Source organism: Streptomyces graminilatus (assembly GCF_001418565.1).
GTDB classification, from domain to species: Bacteria; Actinomycetota; Actinomycetes; order Streptomycetales; family Streptomycetaceae; genus Streptomyces; species Streptomyces graminilatus.
In genome coordinates, this window is the sequence record NZ_LIQQ01000429.1 from 431 (window position 1) to 6638 (window position 6208).

At 74.1% G+C, this 6208-nt stretch carries 3 protein-coding genes; 2 read left to right on the forward strand and 1 reads right to left on the reverse strand.

Annotated elements, in window-relative coordinates; translation table 11 throughout:
• Nucleotides 1-2544, reverse strand: a 2544-nt coding sequence (locus AOK08_RS31355) for an FHA domain-containing protein (RefSeq protein ID WP_241827165.1), incomplete at its 3' end; no start/stop codon positions are given.
• A gap of 461 nt (nucleotides 2545-3005) precedes the next feature.
• On the opposite strand from AOK08_RS31355, the gene AOK08_RS31360 reads away from it, so the two are divergent.
• Complete coding sequence (locus tag AOK08_RS31360; protein ID WP_055532361.1) at nucleotides 3006-4817, forward strand: serine/threonine-protein kinase; 1812 nt, start codon at nucleotides 3006-3008, stop codon at nucleotides 4815-4817.
• Between the two features lie 406 nt (nucleotides 4818-5223).
• Nucleotides 5224-6208 (forward strand): serine/threonine-protein kinase (locus AOK08_RS31365; RefSeq protein WP_055532363.1); only part of this gene is annotated, 985 nt, incomplete at its 3' end.

Below are 6208 nucleotides of genomic sequence, written 5' to 3' on the forward strand. Positions count from 1 at the left end.
GGGCGCGGAGACGCGCGGCTGGCGTCCGGCGGCGGAACTGTCGGTGCGCAGCGGAGCCAGCGCCCGCGCGAACCGCTCGGCCCAGGCCAGGGATACGGCGTCCACGGCGGCGACGGAGCCCTGCCCGACCAGCCCGCCGACGTCGGTGAACGCGCCGGCGGGGGAGTCCGCCCGCCCGGACGAGGCCGCCACCCCGGCCCGCGCCACCCGCATCACATGCAGCGCCGTGGCCACGTCCCCGCCGAGCAGCGCCACGGCCCCGCACTCACGGAACGTCGGTGAGGCCGCGCACGCCGCCGCGTACATCTCCGTCACCGGTGACGCGGGCGACGCCGTGTCCGTGCCCGTCTCCGTCTCCGTCTCAGCGAGGCACACGACATGGATCCCGGCCCGGGGGCCCTCGTGCGCCAGTCGCGCGACGGCCTCCCGGACGGCGGCACCGCCCGGGTCCCCGTCCACGACGACCACCGTGTACGGGCCAGCGAAACCGTCCGCCGACCCGCCAGAGGCGTCGTCCCGGGCCCAGGAGGGCCGCCGGGCCGCTCCCCGGACGCCCTGGGCATCCCAGTCCGGTTCTCCGCCACCGTCCCCCACACGCACATCCACGCCACCGCCGGCGGGGCTCTTCGCCGCCACCTCCGCGTCGTGGTCCTCCAGGCGCCGCAGGAGTTCGTCGGCGCGTGCCGTGGCCTGTTCGCGGTCGTAGGCGAGGAGGAGACGGCAGTCCTGGCCGTGTCCGGGGCGCAGATGCGGGAGCCAGCCGAGCCAGGCCCACTCGGCGGCGCGCTCCTCGGGGGTACGCGCGCGGTCCGTGCTGATCAGGACGATCTCCAGGGCCTCCGGCGAGTGCAACGCCGTGAGCTGGGCCACCACCGCGCGGGCCAGCCCCGCGAGCCGCGCGCGCGGCCCCGCCAGCCCCAGCGCCCCGACCTCGCGGAGCCCGGCGGTCACCGGTACGGCGGGCAGCAGCCCCGAGCCGTCGGGGGCCGCGCGGTCCGCCGTACCGAGCCGGACCGTGAGCGCCTCCGGGTGTCCCGGGCCGCGCTCCCAGAGCCGGGGGCCGGGGCCCAGGGCAGTGAGCAGCAGCGCCGCCGGGTCGGGCCAGCTCTCCGGGGCCTGTGGGAGGGCGTCCGTGAACTCCGGGGCCGCCGGGCGGGACTCCGGCCCCTCGTCGTCGTACTCCCCGTACTCCCCGCCCTCGGACGGCTCCTGCTCCCCGCGCCCGCCGGTCAGGCGGCGTGCCCACTTGGAGAGCCCGCCGCGCCTGCGCACACCCTGTGGGACGTCCGTCCCCCGGAGGGGCGTCCCCTTGCGCCCGCTGCCTGTGGACGCGGAGGCATCCGCGTCCGCGTCCGAGTCCGCTTCGTCGTGAGCGTGTGTCCCCGGTGTGGCGGCGGCGCCGGGCGCCCGTCCAGCCACGGAGAACCCGGCGCCGTGCGTGTCCCCGCCGGCACCTGATGCCCTTGCCGTGCCTGGCGCACCCGCAGTGCCTGCCGGACCCGTGGTTCCCCGGTTCTCGATGCGCGGGGCGCGGCCCTGCCCCGGCACGAGCGACTGCTCGGCCTCCGCCGGACCCCGCGCACCACGAGACAGGGGTATTTCCCCGGTCGCTCCCCAACTCGCCGAACCGTAGGCGTGACGGGTCTCCCCGGAGGGCGGTCCGGAGAGTGTTCCCGAGGGCGGTCCGGCGGACGGTTTCGCCGGGCCGCCGCCGGACCGCACGCGCGCGGGAGGCACGGAAAGCACGGGAGGCACGGAGGACCGCCCGTCGCGGGCGTCGCCGGTGTTCCCGCCGGTGTCCGGCACAGCCGCCGTACGCCCCGAAGCCGAGGTCCCCGTATGCCCTTCGGCGACGCTCACGCGTACGTGCCCCTCGCCGTCCGGGGTCGTGCCCACGCGCGTGCCCGCGTGTCCGGGCGGTGTCAGCCGCAGGGCCGACTCGCCGACGCGCAGCAGCGCGCCCGGCGCGAGGCGGACCGGGCGGGCGCCGAGGCGGGTGCCGGACAGTGTCGTGCCGTTCGTGGACCCGAGGTCGGCGACCGCTATACGGCCGTCCTCCTCGACGGTGACCGCGCAGTGCAGCCGGGACACGTCCGGGTCGTCCAGCGGGACGTCGGCGTCGGCGGAGCGGCCGATGGTGATCCGGCCGCCGTGCAGGAGATGGACCCCGCCCGCGTCCGGTCCCGCGACCACGTGCAGTTGGGCGGCCACCTCGTCCGCCTCGGGGTGCGGCTCGGGCTCGGCGGGGGTACCGAGGGCGAGCACGGCGCCGTCGACGAGCGGGGGCTCGCCGAGGGTGCAGCGCTGGGTGTCGAGGCGCTGGTCGCCCGCGTACAGCACGACCGCGCCGCCGCTCTCGCGGCCTGGGCCGCGCTCGGACGGGGACGGAACCCGGTCGCCCGCGACCACCGAGGCGAGGGCCGAGGCGACCGCGGCGAGCGCCGTGCCGGCGGGAGCGGTGACCAGTACGTCGCAGCTCGCGGCGCGCGCCCACGGTTCCGAGGGCGGCCCCAGCGGGTCTACGACGGTCAGCCGGATCTGCATCGCCGTCAGCGGTCCCTTCTGCACGGACACCCGGAAAGGAGGACGAAGCCACGCCACGGGTCCCACCACCGCGGACTTCCCCCACCGCACACGAGCACGTAGGCCAGTACTGGAGGCATCCTCGCACCTGCCACTGACAACGTGCCCGCCCCCCACCCATAAGTGATCTTGAATGGTCGCCTCTGCCCGCAAAAGTGCCTGACCACCGACCGGCGGCTGTCCGTTTGAGATCGGTTTGGTAATCGGTTTGACGTCGGTCACGTCGGGATTCGGCAACCGAGGGGGCCTATCAAGACGTCTTTCAGTCGAACGCCCGAAGCGGTCCGTCCTTCGAAGGGGGCTGTCCGCCGCCGTCCGCGGATGGCGGCCGTTGCCCGGGGAATCCTGGGAGCGCGGCACTACAGTGGGTCGGAAACACCGTGTACGGGATGCGGGATGTACGTACGTAAGGGAGCCAAGACGTGCGGCCGGTCGGGAGCAAGTACCTCCTTGAGGAGCCGCTGGGACGCGGCGCCACAGGTACCGTCTGGCGCGCCCGCCAGCGGGAGACGGCGGGAGCCGAGGCGGCCGTGCCCGGCCAGCCCGGTGAGACCGTGGCGATCAAGGTCCTGAAGGAGGAGCTCGCCAACGACGCGGACATCGTGATGCGCTTCCTGCGCGAGCGGTCCGTGCTGCTGCGCCTGATCCACCCGAACATCGTCCGCGTACGGGACCTGGTGGTCGAGGGCGATCTGCTGGCGCTGGTCATGGACCTCATCGACGGACCCGACCTGCACCGCTACCTGCGGGAGAACGGCCCCTTCACACCGGTCGCCGCCGCCCTCCTCACCGCCCAGATCGCCGACGCGCTGGGCGTCAGCCACGCCGACGGGGTCGTGCACCGGGACCTGAAGCCGGCCAACGTGCTGCTCATGCAGGACGGCGACCGCATGCACCCGATGCTCACCGACTTCGGCATCGCCCGCCTCGCCGACTCCCCGGGCCTCACCCGCACCCACGAGTTCGTCGGCACGCCCGCGTACGTCGCCCCGGAGTCCGCCGAGGGCCGTCCGCAGACCTCCGCCGTCGACATCTACGGCGCCGGCATCCTGATGTACGAGCTGGTCACCGGCCGTCCGCCGTTCGGCGGCGGGTCCGCCCTCGAAGTGCTGCACCAGCACCTCACCGCCGAGCCGCGCCGCCCGTCGACCGTGCCCGAACCGCTGTGGACGGTCATCGAACGCTGTCTGCGCAAGAACCCGGACGAACGCCCCAGCGCCGAGAACCTCGCGCGCGGGCTGCGGGTCGTCGCCGAGGGCATCGGCGTCCACTCCAACTCGATGCAGATCGCGGCGGCCGATGGGGTCGTCCACCTGCTCGCACCGGACCCGGCGCCGACCGCGGTGCCCGGCTCGGGCGACCCGACACAGGTGCTGCCGTACGGCGCCGCCGCGGCGGGCGCGGCAGGTGCGGCTGGGGCGTACGACCCGAACGCGGCCACCAGCGTGCTGCCGCAGACCGGGGGACCCGGTGCGGCGGGGGCGATGGGCGCGGGTGGTGTGGGTGGCATGGGTGGAGCGGATCCCACGGCCGTCATGCCGCCGGTGACACAGAACCAGTCCGGCGGCCCGGGCGGGCCCGAGGAGCCGCACCCCTGGCAGAGCCAGCTGCGCGCCGCCCGGGACCGTAACGAGCAGACGCAGATCCAGTACCTGGACCCGGGCGAGGACCCCCTGCGCCGCCGCCCCCAGCGGCAGCCCCAGCAGCCGCCGTACCAGCAGCAGCAACAACAGCCGTACCAGCCGCCGTCGTACCAGCAACAGCAGCGGGGGCAGCGGCCCCAGCCCGGTTACGGCTATCCGCAGGGGCCGGGACAGGGCGGGCCGCCCCAGCACCAGCAGTACGCGCCGCCGCCCCAGCACCAGCAACAGCAGCCCCAGCGGTACGCGCCGCCGCCGCCCGCCCCGGTCCCCGTGCCGCAGCGTCCTCAGCAGCCCGAGGCCCGGCCGGCGCGTGAGCCGAGAGAGCCGAGGGAACCCCGGCAGCGCAGTGCCAACCCGATGAAGATCCCCGGACTCGGCTGCCTCAAGGGGTGTCTGTTCACGATCGTCATCCTGTTCGTCGCCGCCTGGCTGATCTGGGAACTGAGCCCGCTGCAGGAGTGGGTCGGGTCGACGAAGGGCTTCTTCGCGCAACTCGGCGACTGGGCCGACAAGGTCAGCGGGTGGGTGGGCAAACTGGTCGATGGTTCCAAGGGCTCCGGCAACGGCACGGGGAACGGGGCGGGGAATTAACAACCGGCCGTTTTCCGGTTGCCTGGCCATTTACCGGCCATTCCCGGCTGCTCTTGGCCATTCCCGGCTACTCTCGGCTGCTCCTGGATACTCCGGCCATTCACGGCCATTCGCGGCTATTCCTGGTCGTGGGGGAGGTTGTTCGCGCAATCGGGGCGTAGGTGGGGCATTTGAGGATCAGGTGGGCGGCGCCCCGGCCGTGTTCCGGTGCGACTCTGGGGATTTGTCGACACCTGGCGGGTGATTTCCGTCCCGGCGGTGAAGGTTGCGCCTTCGGACGCGTAGTTTTGTCGGCTGAGGTCGAGGACGAGGTTGAGGTCTTGGCCGAGGTCTTGTCGGGTGAGGGTCCGGAGGGAATCCCCCCGGATCGGCGCAGCGTCGGCAACACGCGTCTGTAGGAGCAGTCTTGGCACGGAAGATCGGCAGCCGGTACACCGCCAACCAGATCCTGGGGCGGGGCAGCGCCGGCACGGTGTGGCTGGGCGAGGGACCCGAGGGTCCCGTCGCCGTCAAGCTGTTGCGCGAGGACCTGGCGTCGGACCAGGAGCTCGTCGGACGCTTCGTGCAGGAGCGGACCGCCCTGCTCGGGCTGGAGCATCCGAACATCGTGTCGGTACGGGACCTCGTGGTCGACGGCAACGACCTCGCGCTCGTGATGGACCTGGTGCGGGGTACGGACCTGCGCACCCGGCTCGACCGTGAGCGCAGGCTCGCCCCCGAGGCGGCGGTCGCGATAGTGGCCGACATCGCGGACGGGCTGTCCGCCGCGCACGCAGCCGGGGTCGTGCACCGGGACGTGAAGCCGGAGAACGTCCTGCTGGACATGCAGGGCCCGCTGGGCCCCGGCGGCTCGCACCCCGCCCTCCTGACCGACTTCGGCGTCGCGAAACTCATCGACTCACCGCGGCGGACCCGGGCCACGAAGATCATCGGTACGCCGGACTATCTGGCCCCGGAGATCGTCGAGGGCCTGCCCCCGCGCGCGGCGGTCGACATCTACGCGCTGGCGACGGTCCTGTACGAGCTGCTGGCCGGCTTCACGCCCTTCGGCGGCGGCCACCCGGGCGCGGTGCTGCGCCGGCACGTGACGGAGACGGTGGTCCCCCTGCCCGGGATCCCCGAGGAACTGTGGCAGCTTCTCGTCCAGTGCCTGGCGAAGGCGCCGGCGTCGCGGCTGCGGGCGTCGGAGCTGGGGGCGCGGCTGCGGGAGCAGTTGCCGTTGCTGGCGGGGATGCCGCCGCTGGACGTCGACGAGCCGGACCCGGATGACGAGGAGCAGTCCGGCCAGGGGCCGGGCGTGGGCTCGGGGCGTGGGCAGGTGCCGGGGCAGCAGGGGGCGCGGGACGAGGCGTACGACGAGGTGGCCGTGCCGGCGGGGGAGCGGGTGCGGC